Origin of the sequence: Bradyrhizobium sp. Cp5.3, assembly GCF_000426265.1 — a bacterium.
GTDB classification, from domain to species: Bacteria; Pseudomonadota; Alphaproteobacteria; order Rhizobiales; family Xanthobacteraceae; genus Bradyrhizobium; species Bradyrhizobium neotropicale.
Genome location: NZ_AUFA01000001.1, coordinates 200,173 through 216,712, shown reverse-complemented (window position 1 = coordinate 216,712; position 16,540 = coordinate 200,173). Strand labels below are relative to the sequence as shown.

Sequence of the window (16,540 nt, the reverse complement as noted above, 5' to 3'; positions counted from 1 at the left end):
GACACTGGCCCTTGGAAGGAACTTCGGCCCATGAAGAACTTGGGCTTTGAAAGGAATGGAAATGAAACGGTCACGGTTCGGGGCTCTCGACGTCACGTCAATCGGTCTCGGCACGGCGCCCTTGGGCGGATTGTTCGCACCCGTGAGCGATGCCGATGCGGAGGCGACGATCGAACGCGCCTGGTCGCTCGGTGTGCGCTTTTTCGACACCGCGCCGCTCTACGGCTTCGGTCTCGCCGAGCGGCGGCTGGGTGGCTTCCTGCGGCAGAAGGATCGCGACGCCTACGTCATCTCGACCAAGGTTGGACGCCTCTTGCGCTCGCCGGATGGCGCTGCCGCCGAAGACGATCACTACAAAGGCACCTCGCGCGAGCGGCCGGTGTTCGACTTCAGCCATGACGGCGTGATGCGTTCGGTCGAGGAGAGCCTCAAGCGCCTCGGGCTCGATCGCGTCGATATCCTGCTCGTGCATGATCCGGACGATCACTATGACGACGCCGTCGCTGGCGCCTTCCGTGCGCTCCGTCGTCTCCGTGACGAGGGAACGATCAAGGCGATCGGCGCCGGCATGAACCAGTCCGAGATGCTGGTCCGCTTCGCCGAGGCTGTGCCGCTCGACTGCTTCCTGCTCGCCGGCCGCTACACGCTGCTCGACCAGGGCGCGCTGGATGCGCTGTTCCCGGTATGCCTCGCGAAAAACATCGGCATCCTGCTCGGCGGCATCTACAACAGCGGCATTCTCGCGGATCCGCGCGCCGGCGCGAAATTCAACTATGAGGATGCCGGCGCCGCGCTGGTCGCGCGCGCCCTGGAGCTTGACGAGCTCTGCCGCAAGCACGGCACCGAGCTGAAGGCCGCCGCGTTCCAGTTCTGCATGGCCCATCCGGCGGTGACGGTCGCGTTGACCGGCGCCCGCAACGCCGCGGAAGTGTCCGACAACATCGCGATGGCGGAGCGCACCGTGCCGCCGGCCTTCTGGCAGGAGCTGCGTGGGCGCAAGCTCGTCGATGCCCGCGCACCGTTGCCGCGTGGAGTGTAGCGCATGGTGATCGACGGCCATCAGCATTTCTGGGATCCGGCGCGCGCGGATTATCCCTGGATGGATTCGCCTGAGCTTACGCCAATCCGCCGCGCCTTCGGCCCTGCCGATCTCGCGCCGCTGCTGAAGGCGAATGGTATCGATGCGAGCATTCTTGTGCAATGCCGCTCGGCGCTGGCCGAGACTGAGGAGTTTTTGCGCATCGCCAGCGCAACGCCGTCCGTCATCGGCGTGGTCGGCTGGGCCGATCTCACGGACGGAGCGCTCGACGAGACGCTTCATCGCCTGCGCGCCTCGCCGGGCGGCGACAAGCTGGTCGGCATTCGCCATCAGGTCCACGACGAGGCCGATCCGGATTGGCTGCTCCGCGAGGACGTGCAGCGCGGCCTCGCCGCGGTGTTCGCGAATGATCTCGCCTATGACCTGCTGGTCCGCAGCCGCGAGCTGCCGGCCGCGATCGCAACCGCTCAGGCCTTCCCCAAGGCGCGCTTCGTGCTCGATCACGCCGCCAAGCCGCCGATCGCCGATGGCGGAAGCGACGAATGGTCCGATCGCATCGCCGCGCTCGCGACTTGCGGCAATGTCTGGTGCAAGATCTCGGGCCTCGCGACCGAGGCGAAGTGGGATGATTGGGATGCAGAGCGGCTGTTCCCGTTCGTGCAGCATGCCGCAAACTGCTTTGGCGAAGACCGCCTGATCTTCGGCTCCGACTGGCCGGTGTGTCTGCTTGCCGGCAGCTACGGCGAGATCAAGCGCGCGCTGGAAGCGTGCCTGGCGAGGCTGGGACCGCAGGTACGGGACAAGGCGTTCGGGGTGAACGCGAAGGCGGCGTATCGGTTGGGTTGGTTGCATCAGCGAGCAAGCTACTCTTCCTTCTCCCCTTGTCAGGGGGAGAGGGTGAGCAGAGTACCTCTCCTCACGCGCCCGCCGGCACCTGATCCAGAAATCCCGTGATGCTCTTGATGCGGCCGCCGCTGAGCACCGCAAAATCAGTGCCCTTGATCGGGCTGTCGACGCCGTCGGGACCGAGGCCCCAACTGAAGCGGACATGGTCGCCATAGCCGTTGGGCTCGCCGATCAGCTTGAACTTGAAGTCGGGAAAGCGCTGCTGCACGCCGGCGATCAGCGCGTCGACGCCGTCATGGCCGTTGCCCTTCATCAGGGGATCGACGTAGCTCGCGTCCGCCGTCCAGTTTTCGCTGAGCAGTTCGCGCCGGCGGCTCGCCATGCGCTCGTTCCAGAGGTCGATGTAGCGGCGGGCGATGGTGACGTGATCGGTCATGGTGCTCTCCTTCGATGGCGCCGTGTGCTCGGCTGTCCCTGACTATCGAAGGTTTGCGCGCGCCGATCGATTACCTCTGAGGTCATGCGCATGCGACAATGCGCCAACAAAAAACTGAAGCGCGATGATGTTTTCATCGCGCTTCAGAAGCACCATAATTCTTGCGCGAAAATTACTTCGCCGCGGTCACCATGATCTCGACGGTGTATTGCGGCGCCGCCAGCTTGGCTTCGACGGTGGCGCGCGCCGGGGTGTTGCCGGGCGACACCCAGGCGTCCCACACCGCGTTCATTTCCTGGAAGGTCTTCATGTCGGTGATGTAGATCGTCGCCGACAAGAGCTTCGACTTGTCGGTGCCGGCCTTGGCGAGATGGCCGTCGATCGTCGCCAGGATGTCCTGGGTCTGCTTGGTCACGCTTTCGCCCGCCGCCTTGTTGGCGACGACACCTGCGAGATAGACGGTGTTGCCGTGCACGACGACCTGGCTCATGCGCGGGCCGGTTTCGAAACGCTGAATGCTCATTGGGGGCTCCTGGTAAAATGGCGGCCCTGTCTAGCGCAGGGCTCCCCGCTCTGCCACCCCGCGCGATGCATGCGTCGCCTACGGAAACTGGCTGAAAAAAGCCCAGATCGTCTCGGCGCCGTCGATGTCGCCGTTCTGCGGCCCGAGCAGGCTGGCTGCGATCTTCGGGAAGCGGGCGTCCGGGGACAATCCAGGGATGCGATGGCCGCCATCGTTGACGCGGTAGAGCACGACATCGTGTCCTTTGGGACAACGGGAGCTGATCCGCGTGACGGTGGACTGGTCGGCCGCGTTGCTGTCGGCTAGCGCGGTTGCGGCTGCGTCGTCAGCCTCGCAGCCATTGAGCTTGCGCCAGAACGCCAGCGTCCTGGGGGTCGACCAGAACCCGTCTGCGGCAAAATAGCTCGACCCGCGTCCGCCCTCGAAAGGAATCAGCGGATCGGCCGTGCCGTTCATGAGCAGCATCGGCAACGGGCGCGACGGATGGCAGGCGGCAGCGGCTTCGTCGGTGAGATTCATGATCACGCTCGCGCCTGCCGCAAACAGATCGGCGCGCGCGCAGATCAGCGTCATCGTCATGGCGCCGCCATTGGAGACGCCGGTGACGTAGACGCGCTTGGGGTCGGCGGTGCCGTCAGCCACCAGCTTCTCGACGATCTTTGCGATGAAGGCGACGTCGTCGGTCCCCGCGGGCGGGCCGCGTCCAGCGCGCCCAACTTCGGTCCTCGCATCGGCCCATGCATTGTTCAGCCCGTCGGGAAAGACGACGGCAAATCCGTTGCGCTTGGCGACCTGCGGCCAGGCCGTGCGCGTGATCATGTCGGCACCGCGCTGGGTCTTGCCATGCAGCACGATCACGAGCGGCGCGGGCGTCTTTGCCGGCAATTGCGCGGTGTAGGACCGCTTTACGCCGCCAACGTCGATCGTGTCGGCGAATGCGGCCGGGGCGGCGGCAAGTCCCGCAACGACCGTCGCGATATGCATCCACCGCCGCACGATCACCCCACCGCCTTCGCCGCCGCGCGGCCCGCATTGCGGCCGGAGAACAGGCAGCCGCCGAGGAAGGTGCCCTCCAGCGAGCGATAGCCGTGCACGCCGCCGCCGCCGAAGCCGGCGGCTTCGCCGACCGCATAGAGGCCGGGAATGATCTGTCCCTCCTGGCCGAACACGCGCGAGTCGAGGTCGGTTTCGAAGCCGCCCAGCGTCTTGCGGGTGAGGATGTTGAGCTTGACCGCGATCAGCGGCCCGTGCGCCGGATCGAGGATTTTGTGCGGAGAAGCGGTGCGGATCAGCTTGTCGCCGATATAGCGGCGCGCATTGTGGATGTTCATCACCTGCGCATCCTTGACGTAAGGATTGACGATCTCGCGGTCGCGCGCCTCGATCTGCATCTTCACATGGTCGAGCTTGAGAAGGTCGTTGCCGGCGAGCTTGTTCATGGCCGCAATGAGGTCGTCGAGCTTGTCGCGCACGATGAAGTCGACACCGTGACTCTTGAAGGCCTCCACCGGCGCCGGTGCACCCTTGTTGGTGGCGCGGCGCAGCGTCATGCGCCAGCTCTTGCCCGTGAGGTCCGGATTCTGCTCCGATCCCGACAGCGCGAACTCCTTCTTGATGATGCTCTGCGTCAGCACGAACCAGGAATAATCGTAGCCGGTCGACATGATGTATTTGAGCTGGCCGAGCGTGTCGGAGCCGGGAAACAGCGGCGCCGGCAGGCGCGTGCCCGTCGCGTCGAACCACATCGAGGAGGGGCCGGGCAGGATGCGGATGCCGTGGCGCGGCCAGATCGGATTCCAGTTCTGGATGCCCTCGACATAATGCCACATGCGGTCGCGGTTGATGAGCCGCGCGCCGGCCGCCTCGGTGATGCCGATCATGCGGCCGTCGACATGCTCCGGCACACCGGAGATCATGAACTTGGGCGGCTCGCCGAGCCGCTTCGGCCAGTTCTGCCGCACCAGGTCGTGATTACCGCCGATGCCGCCGGAGGCGACGATCACCGCCTGCGCCTTCAGCGCGAAATCGCCGACGACCTTGCGCGAGGAACTCTTGCCGCGCTCGACGTGATCAGGCTCCAGGATGGCGCCGCTGACGCCGTCGACCGTGCCGTTCGTCATGCTGAGCGCATCGACGCGGTGGCGGAACTTGAAGATCAGCCGGCCGCTTCTCGCCGCCTCGCGCGCGCGGCGCTCGAACGGCTCGACGATGCCTGGCCCGGTGCCCCAGGTGACATGGAAGCGCGGCACCGAATTGCCATGGCCCATCGCATCATAGCCGCCGCGCTCGGCCCACCCGACCACCGGGAAGATGCGATGACCCATCGCGCGCAGCCAGTCGCGCTTCTCGCCCGCGGCGAACGCCACATAGGCCTCGGCCCATTGGCGCGGCCAGAGATCCTCGTCGCGGTCGAAGCCGGCGGTGCCGATCCAGTCCTGCAATGCGAGATCGAAGGAGTCCTTGATGCCGAGCCGTCGTTGCTCCGGCGAATCGACCAGGAACAATCCGCCGAAGGACCAGAACGCCTGGCCGCCCAGCGACTGCTCGCCCTCCTGGTCGACCACGATCACGCGCTTGCCCGCATCCGCAATCTCCGTTGCGGCCACCAATCCCGACAGTCCTCCGCCGACGACGATGACGTCCGCCTGCTCCGTCATGAGTTCCCCCCTGTAGTTGCCCGGATTGAAGCCAGCGGTTGTAGCTGAGATCAAGGGTGCGGTGCGTAAGAGTCCGTTAACATGTTCCAGTTTGGGATCGGGATGCACCGGGTGCAGCGCGCCGGCAACACTAGGGTTGAATTTGTTTTGAGCGAGCCGGGGCGCCTAGACAAAACCACAGAGTCGACGGACGCTAGCATCAGGCTTGCATCACCTGACAAACAGATTCGAATGCGACTGGGGCGGGGGACATGAAGGTTCTGACGGGGTTGCTCGCGTTGGTGCTCTTGCTCGCGGGTATGGGGGCGTCCCACGCGGTGGTCCGGATCGCGGATGATCGCGGCGGCAGGATTGGAACCTACGTCGATAGATATCAGGACCTGCGCCAGTCCGGTGAGACCGTCATCATCGACGGGCTCTGTGCCTCAGCCTGCACCATCGTCCTCGGCGCCATCCCGCACGATCGGATCTGCGTGACCTCGCATGCGACGCTGGGCTTCCACGCCGCCTGGGATTTCGGCTCCAACGGCCGCGCCATCACCAATCCCGAAGCGACCCAGATGCTCTATGCGATGTATCCCTCGCAGGTGAGGCGCTGGATTAATCAGCGCGGCGGTCTCACCCCGCACATGATCTTCCTCCGGGGCAAGCAGCTCCAGTCGATGTACAAGCCCTGCTATCTGGACGCGCAGGCCTCGACCAGCCGACCGGTGCGCCGGGCTCTCCCGCAAGCGGAAGAGCTGGAGTCCGCCCGGGGCCAGTTGCTTCACTGATAACACAGCGTGATCTAATTTCCGGGGACGGTTCCTTGGCCCGCCGGCGGCGCTTGCCCGGGCGCGGGCCAGCGCCTATTTGAATGGCAAGGAAACCGGGCCTTCGCCCTGATCATTGTCATGGCTCAACCGCTGCATCCCGCCCATCCTGTATCGGACAATTCGCCCACTGCCGGCCGGACGCCGTCCATGCTGGTGTTGGCTGGCGCGGGTTTCGGCGGCCTGGTCGTGATCGGCGCGCTCGCACTGTGGTTCCACTATGGCACCCAGGTGTTCTTCGAAATGATCAGGACTGGCTTCGCCGCCTGTTTCTGACCCCGGGACAACAGGAAGTTTTCCGACCATGAGCTCCACAGCCCGCCCGCTGGTGATCGCAACCGCCTTCGCCGCAAGCCTCGTCGTCGGGCTCCTCGTCGTGTTCTGGGCGATGGGCGGCGTGAGCAAGGTGGCGCAGCCGGCCGCGATCGGCGGCCCGTTCCAGCTCACCGACCAGCACGGCAAGACCGTCACCGACAGGAGCCTCAAGGGCAAGCCGACCCTGATCTTCTTCGGCTACACCCATTGCCCGGACGTCTGCCCGACCTCCCTGTTCGAGATATCGGAGGTGCTGCGCGCGATGGGCAAGGATGCCGACAAGGTCAATGCCTATTTCATCTCGGTCGACCCCGAGCGCGACACGCAGGCCGCCATGAAGGACTATCTGTCGAGCTTCGATCCGCATCTGGAGGGCCTGAGCGGCGATCCCGCTGACATCGCCAAGGTCCTCACCTCCTATCGGGTCTATGCCAAGAAGGTCCCGACCAAGGACGGCGACTACACCATGGACCACACCGCGCTGATCTATTTGATGGACCGCGACGGCCACTTCGTCTCGCCGTTCAACTTGAAGCGGAGCCCGGAAGAGGCCGCGGCCGACCTGAAGCGGTATCTCTGAGGTTTGCTCGCCGCGACCTCCGCCGCACCTCTCGGGGCGCTGAAGCTTCCATATCGTCATGGCCGGGCTTGACCCATCCACGCCTACCTCACGGCACAAAGAACGTGGATGCCCGGGACAAGCCCGGGCATGACGTCCCCGGGCCATAATCCCCACTCGCCTTCGCAGCCGAATGGTCTATAAGGCCTTCCGATCCCAATGAAATTCGTTCATTTTCGGCCGATGGCCCCATCGCAACAGGCGAAATCGCCCAAAACTGTCCGTGGCCTCCTGACCGGGCTGGCCGTCGGAGCCTGCCTGCTCGCAACAGTGCCGAGCGCCGAGGCGCAGGCCCCGGCCCAACCGGCGGCCCCCCAAGCCGCGGCACCCAAAGCCGCTCCTCAAGTCGCAGCCCCCCAGGCGGTGCCCGGCTTCTGGGATCCGCGGCGGCGCCCCGAGCGGCCGGACCTGTCGCGCCTGACCGTGATCCGCTTCTTGACCGAGACCGATTATCCGCCGTTCAACTACACCGGCGCCGACGGCAATCCGGCCGGCTTCAATGTCGATCTCGCCCGCGCGCTGTGCGATGAGATCAAGGTCAGCTGCACGGTGCAGATGCGCCGCTTCGAGACGCTGGTCGATGCGCTCACTTCCAATCGCGGCGACGCCATCATCGCCTCGATGGCTGTGAGCCCGCAGCTCCGCGCGCGCGTCGATTTCACCGATCCCTATTACCGCGTGCCGGCGCGCTTCGCCTCGCGCAAGGACGCGGTGATGCCGGAGATCCGCCCCGAATATCTCGAGGGCAAGAAGGTCGGCGTCATCGCGGGCTCCGCGCATGAGGCGTATCTGAAGGCGATGTTCACCGATGCCGAGCTGCACGGCTATCCCAACGACGACGCGCTGCGCGCCGCCTTGCGCAAGGGCGAGGTCGATTTCATCTTCGGCGACGCCATCTCGCTGGCGTTCTGGATCAACGGCACCGATTCGGGCGATTGCTGCGCCTTCTCCGGCGGCCCCTTCGTCGAGAGCCGCTTCTTCGGCGAGGGCATCGGCATTGCCGTGCGCAAGGGCAATGACGTGCTGCGTCAGGCCCTGAACTGGGCGCTGTTCCGGGTCTGGGAAAAAGGCCGCTACACCGATCTGTGGCTGCGCTACTTCTCGGTGAGCCCGTTCTAACTTCACGCTCCGTTATCAGGTCCTCATCCTGAGGAGCTTGCAAAGCAAGCGTCTCGAAGGATGAAGGCCCGGCTCTCGGCCTCGCCCTTCGAGACGCGCGCGAAGAGCGCGCTCCTCAGGGTGAGCGTCTGAAGTCACCCCGCAAAATTGCATTCTGCCCGGAAATCGCTAATTTCCGCGGCCCGGAGGCCCCTGAATGTCCGTTATCGATCTTGCCGCTAGCCCGAGCGATCTTCGTGCGCTCGCCGAACAATCCAACGCCTGGCCGTTCGAGCAGGCGAAGGCCATTGTCGCGCGGCTGAAGAAAAGCCCGAAGGACGAGGTGCTGTTCGAGACCGGCTACGGCCCGTCCGGCCTGCCGCATATCGGTACCTTCGGCGAGGTCGCGCGCACCTCGATGGTGCGCCATGCCTTCCGCGTGCTGACCGAGGACAGGATCAAGACGCGCCTGCTCGCCTTCTCGGACGACATGGACGGCCTGCGCAAGGTGCCGGACAACGTGCCGAACAGGGACCTCCTGGCGCAATACCTGGGACGGCCGCTCACGGCCGTGCCGGATCCGTTCTCGAACGAACATCCCTCGTTCGGCGCCGCCAACAACGCGCGCCTGCGCGCCTTCCTCGATCATTTCGGCTTCGACTACGAGTTCGCAAGCTCGACCGACTACTACAAGTCGGGCCGCTTCGACGCGACGCTGCTGAAGATGCTCGCCGCCTACGATCAGATCATGGCGATCATCCTGCCGACGCTCGGCCCCGATCGCCGCGCCACCTATTCGCCGTTCCTCCCCATCAGCAAAACCACCGGAATCGTGCTCCAGGTGCCGATGATCCGCCGCGACGTCGCCGCCGGCACCGTGACCTATGTCGATCCCGACACCAACCAGGAAGTCGAAACGCCCGTCACCGGCGGCAATGTGAAGTGCCAGTGGAAGGCCGACTGGGCGATGCGCTGGGTCGCGCTCGGCGTCGACTACGAGATGGCCGGCAAGGACCTGATCGATTCGGTGAAACTCTCCGGCGCGATCGCCAAGGCGCTCGGCGCCACGCCGCCGGAAGGCTTCAACTACGAGCTCTTCCTCGACGAGAAGGGGCAGAAGATATCGAAGTCGAAGGGCAACGGGCTCACCATCGACGAATGGCTGCGCTACGCTTCGCCGGAATCGCTGTCGCTGTTCATGTATCGCGAGCCGAAGGCGGCCAAGCGGCTGTATTTCGACGTCATTCCGCGCAATGTCGACGACTACCAGCAGTTCATCGACGGCTTTGCCAAGCAGGATGGGAAGCAGCAGCTCGGCAATCCCGTCTGGCACATTCACAACGGCAATCCGCCGAAGGGCGACATGCCCGTCACCTTCCAGCTCCTGCTCACGCTGGTGTCGTCGTCGAATGCGGAGAATGCCGAGACGCTGTGGGGCTTCATCGGCCGCTACCGTCCCGGCGTGAGCCCGCAGACGCATCCGAAGCTGGATGCGATGGTCGGCTACGCCATCAACTATTATCGCGACTTCGTCGCGCCGACGAAGCAGTTCCGCGTGCCGACCGACACCGAGCGCGCCGCGCTGCAGGATCTGCGCGATGCGCTGTCGCAGCTGCCGCAGGAGTCATCGGCCGAGGACATCCAGAACGTCGTCTACGAGATCGGCCGCCGCGAGCCGTTCCTCGACCAGGTCAAGAAGGGCAAGGATGGCCGACCCGGCGTCACGCTCGACTGGTTCAACATGCTCTACCAGGTGCTGCTCGGTCAGGAGAAAGGCCCGCGCTTCGGCTCCTTCGTCGCCGTTTACGGCATCCAGAACGCGGTGAACATGATCGACGGCGCGCTGGCGCGCAGCGCGTAAGGGACGTGTAGCCCACCAATTGTCGTCCTGGCTTTCGCCAGGACGACAATTGGTGGCGTATTCCGTATCAGCTCGACCGCAACACGTAACGCCGGTTGTCCTTCTGCACCGGGCGCGCGTTCATCGGGTAGAGCTTTGCGAAGGCTGCGACGTCGGCGGCCGCGACCTGGATCGGATCGGTCAGCAGCAGCCATTCGACGACCTCCGAGCAGGGCGGCGTCGTCAGCGAGCCGGGATAGCGGAAGTAGCTGAGCTTTTGCGGCAGCATCGCGTGGGGATCGATGGTCGCGTCAGCCTTCATCGCAGGCCCTTCGGCAGCCGGCATGGACTTGACGATCTTGCCGAAGGACGCGTTCGCCTTGCCTTCCGCCATCAGCACGCCGACCACGGCGAGTCCGCCGGAGTCGTTGCGATGGACGAAATGCGCCTCCATCGGAAAGTTCTTGCCGCCGATCATATGCTCGCTCGGCCGGTGGAAGTGGACCTGAAGCAACTTGTACTTGACGTCACCGAGCGTCAGCGTGTTGCCTTCCGCGAAGTTGAGCTGGATCGTGTGCCCGTTGTTGACGATGGTGTCGGCGCTCTTCGCCCAGTTCAGCTTCAGGGCGGGCAATTGCGATTTGATCGCCGCCTCGATGTCGATCGGCGATTGTTGCAGGCCGACCGCGCAGGCCTTGTTGGCCGCATCGAGGTCGCCCCATTTGCCGGGACCGCCGCCGCTCTCATAGCTCCAGTGCGCGCCTTCGGCCGCGAATGCCGGCTTGCACATTGGACACAGCGCGAGACCCGCAAGCGCCTTCAATGCATGACGTCGATTCATCCTATTCCCCCCCGATGATTCGGTGCGCAACCCAGGCGAGAGGTGTGGTGAGTCGCAATGGCGATCGCGGTGCCGCGCATGTCACCGCCCGGTCGTGACACCGGGCGAAAAGCAATCACTGGCTCGCCCACACGATCCGCGCGATCCAGGCGACATCGCCGAGGGCGAGCGTGCGCGCGGCCTGAGCCGCATCGAGCGGCTGCAATTCCAGCGCCTTCGCGGTGCGGCGCATCAGCGTCGTCACCATTACCTCGCCCGCTCGGGTCTTCACCACCACGCGGTCGCCCTTGCGGATCGGCGTGCCCGGCGAGACCAGGATGACGTCGCCGTCGCGATAGGCGGGCTGTAGCGTGTCGCCGGAAATCTCCAGCGCGAAGGTGCGGCCGTCCTCGGCCGTCGGCAACGCGACCTCGTCCCAGCCCTTGCCGGATGGAAAACCGTGATCGTCGAAATAGCCGGTTCCCTCTGCCAGCGCGAAACCGATCAGGGGCACCGAGCGGCCGTCGCCCGGGCTGTCGTCGATCAGCTTGACGAAGGTCTCGATCGAGGACCCGGCCGCGGTGAGTGCCTTCGCGATCGATTCGGTCGAGGGCCAGCGCTCGCGGCCGTCGGAGGTGACGCGCTTGGATTTGTTAAAGGTGGTGGGGTCGAGCCCGGCACGCTTGGCAAGTCCCGACGGCGACAGGCCGGCGCGCGCCGCCAGACGATCCAGCGCGCCCCAGATCTGATCGTGGGTCAGCATCCTCTGCGCTTTGGCCTGCCTGATCATGGTCGATCCGGCCCCGTCGCAACTCAGGAAAACTATCCTTTAAATCAACCGGTTTTCCGTTTTCCGTGCAAGAGGCGGCATGCAAGCCTTGAGTTCGGCTGGGGGCGCCTTTACGGTCGCGCCCGGGTTTTCAGACCCGGACGAGGCGAAAAACCCCAAGAGACTCAAAGAGCTGACTCCAAGAGCAAACAGGGCTGCGTAAGCGGTGGTCAAGATCTACAAAATCTGTCTGGCCTCGGCCTGGCGCGAGGCGGAACGGCAGGGTGTGTACCGGGGCAGCACGGACGACGCGCGCGACGGTTTCATCCATTTCTCGACCGCATCCCAGGTTCCCGAGACCGCGCGAAAGCATTTCTTCGGGCAGCGCGCGCTGTTTCTGGTCGAGGTCGACGCCGATGCGCTCGGCGCCGCCTTGCGCTGGGAACGCTCGCGCAACGACGAGCTGTTTCCGCATCTCTATGGCGAGCTCGACCTCGGCGCGGTGATCTCGGTGATCAATCTCGCGATGCGCTCCGACGGCGGTCACGACATTCCGGAGCTCTTGCCGTGATTCGCGCCTTCGACGCCCTGTCCCTGCCGGTCCTGCGCTGGCTCGATCCGGAGGATGCGCATCGGCTTGCGATCCAGGGATTGCGCTTCCTGCCGCCGGGAAAGCCCCATGACGATGATCCCAAGCTCGCGGTGCGCGCCTTCGGGCTGAATTTCCCCAATCCGATCGGCATGGCCGCGGGCTTCGACAAGAGCGCCGAGGTGCCGGACGCGCTGCTGCGGCTCGGCTTCGGCTTTGTCGAGATCGGCTCGGTGACGCCGAAGCCGCAAAGCGGTAATCCGCGGCCGCGGCTGTTTCGCCTGGAGCGCGACGAGGCCGTCATCAACCGCATGGGCTTCAACAATGACGGTGCGGAAGCCGCGCTGCGGCGTCTTGCCGCGCGCGCGCAGAATGGCGGCATCGTCGGCGTCAATGTCGGCGCCAACAAGGATTCGCCCGACCGCGTCGCCGATTACGTCAAGCTGATCGAGACCTTCGCGCCGGTCGCCAGCTATTTCACCGTCAACGTCTCCTCGCCGAACACGCCGGGTCTGCGCAATTTGCAGGAAGGCGCGCTGCTCGATGATCTCCTCGCAAGGGTGATCGACGCGCGCGAGCAGGTGCGCCAGAAGGCCGGCGACACGCCGGTGCTGCTCAAGATCGCGCCGGACCTCAGCCTCGCCCAGCTCGACGACGTCGTGCAGGTCGCGCGCTCGCGCCGGGTCGACGGCATGATCGTGTCGAATACCACGATCGCGCGGCCGAGCACGCTGCGCGAGGAGATGCGCGCCAAGGAGCAGGGCGGCCTGTCCGGCCGGCCGCTGTTCCGCCTGTCGACTCGCATGGTCGCGGAGACCTATGTCCGCGTCGAGGGCGCGTTCCCGCTGATCGGCGTCGGCGGTGTCGATTCCGGCGGTGCCGCGCTGACAAAGATCCGCGCCGGCGCCAGCCTGATCCAGCTCTATTCGTCGCTGGTCTACAAGGGCCTCGGCCTCGTCGACGAGATCAAGCGCGACCTCACCTCGACGCTGTTGCGCACGGGCCGGGATTCGCTTTCCGAGATCGTCGGCGCCGACGCCGCCACGCTCACCGCGGAAGACTGGCCGGGGATGTGAGGCAGTCTCGTGCCCCGGATGCAGCGCAGTGCGCCGTTCCTAGCGGCGTAGTGCGCTGCTGATCCGGGGCCCATGGCCGCTGGGTCCCGGCTCTGCGTCGCACCACTTGCGTGCTGCGCCGCGTCCGGGACACGAGAGCTACAATTTTGAAAACGTCGCCCTGAACTGCGCCGGATAGCGCGCGCCCTGCAGGCCGCCGCGCGCGACGTAGAAGGCGATCAGCGCGCTCCACAGCCCGGCATTGCCGAACGATTGCAGCGCCCACCAGGTGGCAAGGAAGATCGCGAGCGAGGCCAGCATCAGATTACGCATCTCGCGCGCCCAGGTCGCGCCGACATAGATGCCGTCGAAGCCGAATGCGAACACGCCGGGCACCGGTGCAAGCACGATGAACAGCAGGAAATCGCGCGCGGCGCGGCGGACGTCTTCGCTCGCCGTCATGAAGTCGATCATGGCCGGCCCGAACAGCGCGAACAGCACCGCGACGACCAGCGCAAAGCCAAGCCCCCACATCAGCACCAGCCGGGTCGAATCGGCAAAGCCCCTTGCGTCGCGCGCGCCAAAGGTGCGGCCGCAGAGCTGCTGGGCCGCATTGGCGAGGCCGTCGAGGAAGAAGGCGCTGACCAGCAGGAAATTGTTGAGCACCGAGTTCGCAGCCAGCGTGACGTCGCCGGCGCGCGCGCCCTTGGCGGTGAAGAACAGGAAAACCGCAATCAGCGCCGCCGTGCGGATCATGATGTCGGAGTTGACCGACAGCATCCGCATCAGCTTCACCCGGTCGAACAGGGTCGCATACGGCACCGCGAAGCCGCCGTCTGCATAGCGGCGGCAGACGATCACGCCGAGGACGAAGCCGACCGTTTCCGACAGCAGCGCGGCGATCGCCGCGCCCGCGATGCCGGTGTCGTAGACCAGCACCAGGAGGATGGTCGCCGCCATGTTGATGAGGTTGATGACGATCTGGAGCAGCAGCGCCGGGTTGGCGCGCGCCTGGCCGACCAGCCAGCCGAGGACGACGTAGTTGGCGAAGGCGAACGGCGACGACCATATCCTGATCATGAAGTAGGTCTTCGCAGCGCGCGTCACGCCCTCGCTGCCGCCCATCAGATCGAACAGCACGGCGGCCAGCGGCAATTGCAGCGCGATCAGCGCGGCGCCGATCAGGCCTGCGACGATGAAGCCGCGCACCAGGATCGCGCTGAGCTCGTGCGTCTCGCCCGCGCCCAGCGCCTGCGCGGTGAAGGCGAGCGTGCTCATGCGCAGGAAGGCGAACAGCCAGAACAGGCAGTCGAAGATCACCGACGCCATCGCGACGCCGCCGAGCAGCGCGGCGTCGTCCAGCCGTCCGATCGCGGTGGTCGAGACCACGCCGATCAGCGGCGTGGTGAGGTTCGCGACCATCGCCGGCCCCGCGATGGCGAACACCTCGCGCGAGCCGACCCTGGGATGAACGGGGGCGTGCATGTCAGATGAGGAGCATCATGCCGTCTTCGGCGGCCAGATGCGCGATGTCCTCGAGGCGCGACAGCACGTCGTCGCTCATATGGGTGAGGACGAGCCGTTTGACGCCGATGGCGGGCAAGTGCTGTTCCAAGGTCTTCAGGCTGAGGTGATTCTTGACCACCTTCTCGTACATATAGGCCTCGGCGATGAAAAGGTCCGCGCCATGCGCCAGCGGAATGAGCGTCTCCGTCCATTCGGTGTCGGCACTGTAGGCGAGGGTGCGGCCCTCGGCCTCGACGCGATAGGCCAGGAACGGCCCGCCGGATTCGCCGTGCACGACGCCGTAGGGTGTCACCGTCACCGCGCCGAAGCTTCGGCTTTGCTCCGGCTGTAGCTCGATGACGGAGAGCTCGAAGCGCTGCTTTGTCTTCGAGGAGTGCTCGAACAGCGCCTCCATCACCTGCGCCAGCCGCGTCTCGATCCCTTGCGGGCCGGCGATGGTGAGCGGCCGTGTTCGCCGCGAGAATTGCGCATCGAGCAGGAAGAAGGGCAGGCCGGCAAAATGGTCGCCGTGGAAATGCGTGATCAGGACGAGGTCGATCGCGTTGCGATCGATCTCGAACCGCTTCAGCGCCGGCAAGGCCGACGCGCCGCAATCGATCAGGAAATTGGCCTCGCGCCCCGTGACGTGGAAGCAGGTGTTGAGCCTGCCGCCAGAACCGAAGGCATCGCCGCAGCCGACAAAGCGTAGTTGCATCGGCTGCGCACTCCCTAGAGCATGATCCGGAAAAGTGTGAAGCGGTTTTCCAACAAGATCATGCTCAAAAGATAACTTATCGGCCGCGTGGCGCGCCGAAGACGCGCGACAGCAGCCAGATCGGGATCACGATGACTGCGCCGAGCAGGAAGTAGCGCCATAGCCAGTTGACGGCATCGAAACCGAGATCCCATAGCCGCTGGAACAAGAGGCGAATGCTGTAGATGATATTCCAGGGATCGAAGCCGATCGCGGCCAGCACGACACCAACCAGGATCGAGAGCAAAATCAGGCGAAATGCGACCGCCAGCGGCGAGCCGCCGAGAAAGCGGTTCAGGCCATCGCTGTGGCCGGCCGGCAAGTCTCTGACGTCGTTGGCCATCGCAAAAAACTCCTCGCGGGGCCATAGCCCCGATTATAGGTCACGGCGGGGCACATGGGGAACCCGCGCCCGGCCGTCAATCGGCTTACCGCATTTTAATCCGACAGCGCGCCAAAAGCGACGGTCCCGGCTCTGCGTCTCACCGAGGATTCCTTCGCCTCTCCCCGCTTGCGGGGAGAGGCCGGATTGTATCGCAGATGCAATCCGGGTGAGGGGGAGCCACCGCGAGTCTTTCTGCCACCGTCCTTGCGGGAAGAGCCCCTCACCCCAACTCCCTCCCCGTAAGAACGGGGAGATGCTGGTCTCTCGGCAAAAGCGACCGGGGCCAGGGGCCGGCGCGAGTCGCCGGAAAGCAACAGCCGGTAAGGTAAATGCGCGCGTTCTTGTGCGTGCGAACGGCTGTTGATTGCTCCCGCCCCGCCCGGGCTCTTAAGAGGGGCCGTGCGACGCCACGCGGGTGTCGCACAGGTCTGCGTCGCGGCTCGAACGGTTTGACGAGCCAAGTTCTTTAAGACCGCC

General features: G+C 65.3%; 18 protein-coding genes. 9 read left to right on the top strand and 9 right to left on the bottom strand.

Going from position 1 to position 16,540, the window contains the following annotated elements:
* Positions 1–61: 61 nt before the first annotated feature.
* Positions 62–1,039 carry an aldo/keto reductase gene (locus K289_RS0101010; RefSeq protein WP_027549736.1) on the top strand — a complete coding sequence of 326 codons (978 nt, stop codon included), beginning with the start codon at positions 62–64 and terminating at the stop codon, positions 1,037–1,039.
* A gap of 3 nt (positions 1,040–1,042) precedes the next feature.
* Positions 1,043–1,993 (top strand): amidohydrolase, encoded by a 951-nt coding sequence (locus tag K289_RS43765; RefSeq protein WP_084788526.1) that lies wholly within the window; start codon positions 1,043–1,045, stop codon positions 1,991–1,993.
* On the opposite strand, the gene K289_RS0101000 is transcribed toward K289_RS43765, so the two are convergent.
* The 4 genes from K289_RS0101000 to K289_RS0100985 all read right to left on the bottom strand — a co-directional run bounded on the left by K289_RS0101000 (position 1,956) and on the right by K289_RS0100985 (position 5,501).
* The gene (locus tag K289_RS0101000; protein WP_027549735.1) at positions 1,956–2,321 is read right to left on the bottom strand and encodes a nuclear transport factor 2 family protein; all 366 of its coding nucleotides are present in this window, start codon (positions 2,319–2,321) and stop codon (positions 1,956–1,958) included. The two genes, K289_RS43765 and K289_RS0101000, sit on opposite strands and share 38 nt — an antisense overlap.
* Positions 2,322–2,493: 172 nt before the next feature.
* Positions 2,494–2,844, bottom strand: a complete 351-nt coding sequence (locus tag K289_RS0100995; RefSeq protein ID WP_027549734.1) for a RidA family protein — start codon at positions 2,842–2,844, stop codon at positions 2,494–2,496.
* Between the two features lie 78 nt (positions 2,845–2,922).
* A complete protein-coding gene (locus K289_RS0100990) occupies positions 2,923–3,828 on the bottom strand; it encodes a PHB depolymerase family esterase (protein ID WP_245283827.1) in 906 nt (301 codons plus the stop codon).
* A 14-nt stretch (positions 3,829–3,842) separates the two neighbouring features.
* Entirely contained in the window at positions 3,843–5,501 is a 1,659-nt protein-coding gene (locus tag K289_RS0100985; protein ID WP_027549732.1) for an FAD-binding dehydrogenase, read from the bottom strand.
* Positions 5,502–5,752: 251 nt separating this feature from the next.
* On the opposite strand from K289_RS0100985, the gene K289_RS0100980 reads away from it, so the two are divergent.
* The 5 genes from K289_RS0100980 to K289_RS0100960 all read left to right on the top strand — a co-directional run bounded on the left by K289_RS0100980 (position 5,753) and on the right by K289_RS0100960 (position 10,206).
* Complete coding sequence (locus K289_RS0100980; protein ID WP_027549731.1) at positions 5,753–6,274, top strand: hypothetical protein; 522 nt, start codon at positions 5,753–5,755, stop codon at positions 6,272–6,274.
* A 120-nt stretch (positions 6,275–6,394) separates the two neighbouring features.
* A complete protein-coding gene (locus K289_RS0100975; protein WP_027549730.1) occupies positions 6,395–6,589 on the top strand; it encodes a hypothetical protein in 195 nt (64 codons plus the stop codon).
* A 28-nt stretch (positions 6,590–6,617) separates the two neighbouring features.
* Entirely contained in the window at positions 6,618–7,208 is a 591-nt protein-coding gene (locus K289_RS0100970; RefSeq protein ID WP_027549729.1) for an SCO family protein, read from the top strand.
* A 222-nt stretch (positions 7,209–7,430) separates the two neighbouring features.
* Positions 7,431–8,366 carry a transporter substrate-binding domain-containing protein gene (locus tag K289_RS0100965; protein ID WP_027549728.1) on the top strand — a complete coding sequence of 312 codons (936 nt, stop codon included), beginning with the start codon at positions 7,431–7,433 and terminating at the stop codon, positions 8,364–8,366.
* 196 nt (positions 8,367–8,562) lie between these two features.
* Positions 8,563–10,206 carry a lysine--tRNA ligase gene (locus K289_RS0100960; RefSeq protein ID WP_027549727.1) on the top strand — a complete coding sequence of 548 codons (1,644 nt, stop codon included), beginning with the start codon at positions 8,563–8,565 and terminating at the stop codon, positions 10,204–10,206.
* A 67-nt stretch (positions 10,207–10,273) separates the two neighbouring features.
* Here K289_RS0100960 and K289_RS0100955 read toward each other — a convergent pair whose 3' ends face one another.
* Positions 10,274–11,026: a carbonic anhydrase gene (locus K289_RS0100955; protein WP_027549726.1), complete on the bottom strand. Its 753-nt coding sequence runs from the start codon at positions 11,024–11,026 to the stop codon at positions 10,274–10,276.
* Between the two features lie 115 nt (positions 11,027–11,141).
* Positions 11,142–11,795, bottom strand: coding sequence for a helix-turn-helix transcriptional regulator (locus K289_RS0100950; protein ID WP_027549725.1), 654 nt, complete (start codon positions 11,793–11,795; stop codon positions 11,142–11,144).
* A gap of 205 nt (positions 11,796–12,000) precedes the next feature.
* On the opposite strand from K289_RS0100950, the gene K289_RS0100945 reads away from it, so the two are divergent.
* Positions 12,001–12,345: a DUF952 domain-containing protein gene (locus tag K289_RS0100945; RefSeq protein WP_027549724.1), complete on the top strand. Its 345-nt coding sequence runs from the start codon at positions 12,001–12,003 to the stop codon at positions 12,343–12,345.
* Positions 12,342–13,439: a quinone-dependent dihydroorotate dehydrogenase gene (locus tag K289_RS0100940; RefSeq protein ID WP_027549723.1), complete on the top strand. Its 1,098-nt coding sequence runs from the start codon at positions 12,342–12,344 to the stop codon at positions 13,437–13,439. Before K289_RS0100945 ends, K289_RS0100940 begins: the two co-directional genes overlap by 4 nt.
* A 138-nt stretch (positions 13,440–13,577) precedes the next feature.
* On the opposite strand, the gene K289_RS0100935 is transcribed toward K289_RS0100940, so the two are convergent.
* The 3 genes from K289_RS0100935 to K289_RS0100925 form a co-directional block, all read right to left on the bottom strand.
* The gene (locus K289_RS0100935) at positions 13,578–14,903 is read right to left on the bottom strand and encodes an MATE family efflux transporter (RefSeq protein ID WP_027549722.1); all 1,326 of its coding nucleotides are present in this window, start codon (positions 14,901–14,903) and stop codon (positions 13,578–13,580) included.
* A gap of 1 nt (position 14,904) precedes the next feature.
* Complete coding sequence (locus K289_RS0100930; RefSeq protein ID WP_027549721.1) at positions 14,905–15,639, bottom strand: MBL fold metallo-hydrolase; 735 nt, start codon at positions 15,637–15,639, stop codon at positions 14,905–14,907.
* A gap of 76 nt (positions 15,640–15,715) precedes the next feature.
* The gene (locus tag K289_RS0100925; protein WP_027549720.1) at positions 15,716–16,021 is read right to left on the bottom strand and encodes a DUF6460 domain-containing protein; all 306 of its coding nucleotides are present in this window, start codon (positions 16,019–16,021) and stop codon (positions 15,716–15,718) included.
* Between the last annotated feature and the right edge of the window lie 519 nt (positions 16,022–16,540).